The organism is Pseudomonas sp. P5_B2, from assembly GCF_056400445.1.
In genome coordinates this window covers 1-551 of sequence record NZ_JBFULH010001483.1, presented here as the reverse complement: position 1 = coordinate 551, position 551 = coordinate 1, and the positions used below count along the sequence as shown (strand labels likewise).

Annotated in this window: 1 protein-coding gene and 1 pseudogene; both read right to left on the bottom strand. The window is 56.0% G+C overall.

Going from position 1 to position 551, the window contains the following annotated elements; genetic code table 11:
• Positions 1-67, bottom strand: a 67-nt coding sequence (locus tag AC1DRJ_RS31955) for a DUF2897 family protein (protein ID WP_477805606.1), incomplete at its 3' end; no start/stop codon positions are given.
• Positions 68-192: 125 nt separating this feature from the next.
• A pseudogene (locus tag AC1DRJ_RS31950) lies at positions 193-551 on the bottom strand (ethanolamine permease); the annotation flags it as partial.

Here is a 551-nt window from a genome sequence, read left to right as displayed (position 1 = left end):
ACATCATCAAACCACCAACAATCGAGCCGATAGCAACGACCAGAATCAACCAGGCATACCAGGGCATAGCGGCTCTCCTTGAGGGCAAGGCGATTGGCGGGGGTCACCAATCGATCGTGCATACCACTTTGAGCGATGGATTTTCGCAGTGGTTCCATTCTATGCCTGATAAGCCAATCGCACCTGAGCTGTTTATAGCCCGGTCAACATCGCGTCCGCCGGTGCATCCGCGCGCAACTGCGCGGTCAGCAGGAAGTACACGAAACCCACCACCATGAAGCCGAGGAAGATCAGCCCGATCAAGGTGTTGAACCAGGCCATCGCCACCAGGCACACCACTGYCAATACCAGCGCGATCATCGGCACCAGTGGATAGCACGGCGCACGGAACGTACGCTCCAGGTTGGGTTCGGTTTTTCGCAGCTTGAACAGGCTGAGCATGCTCATGATGTACATCACAATTGCGCCGAACACTGCCATGGTGATCATTGCCGCCGTCAATGTCATGCCGCCGAGATTGATCAAGCCGTCGCTGTAAATCGCGGCGATAC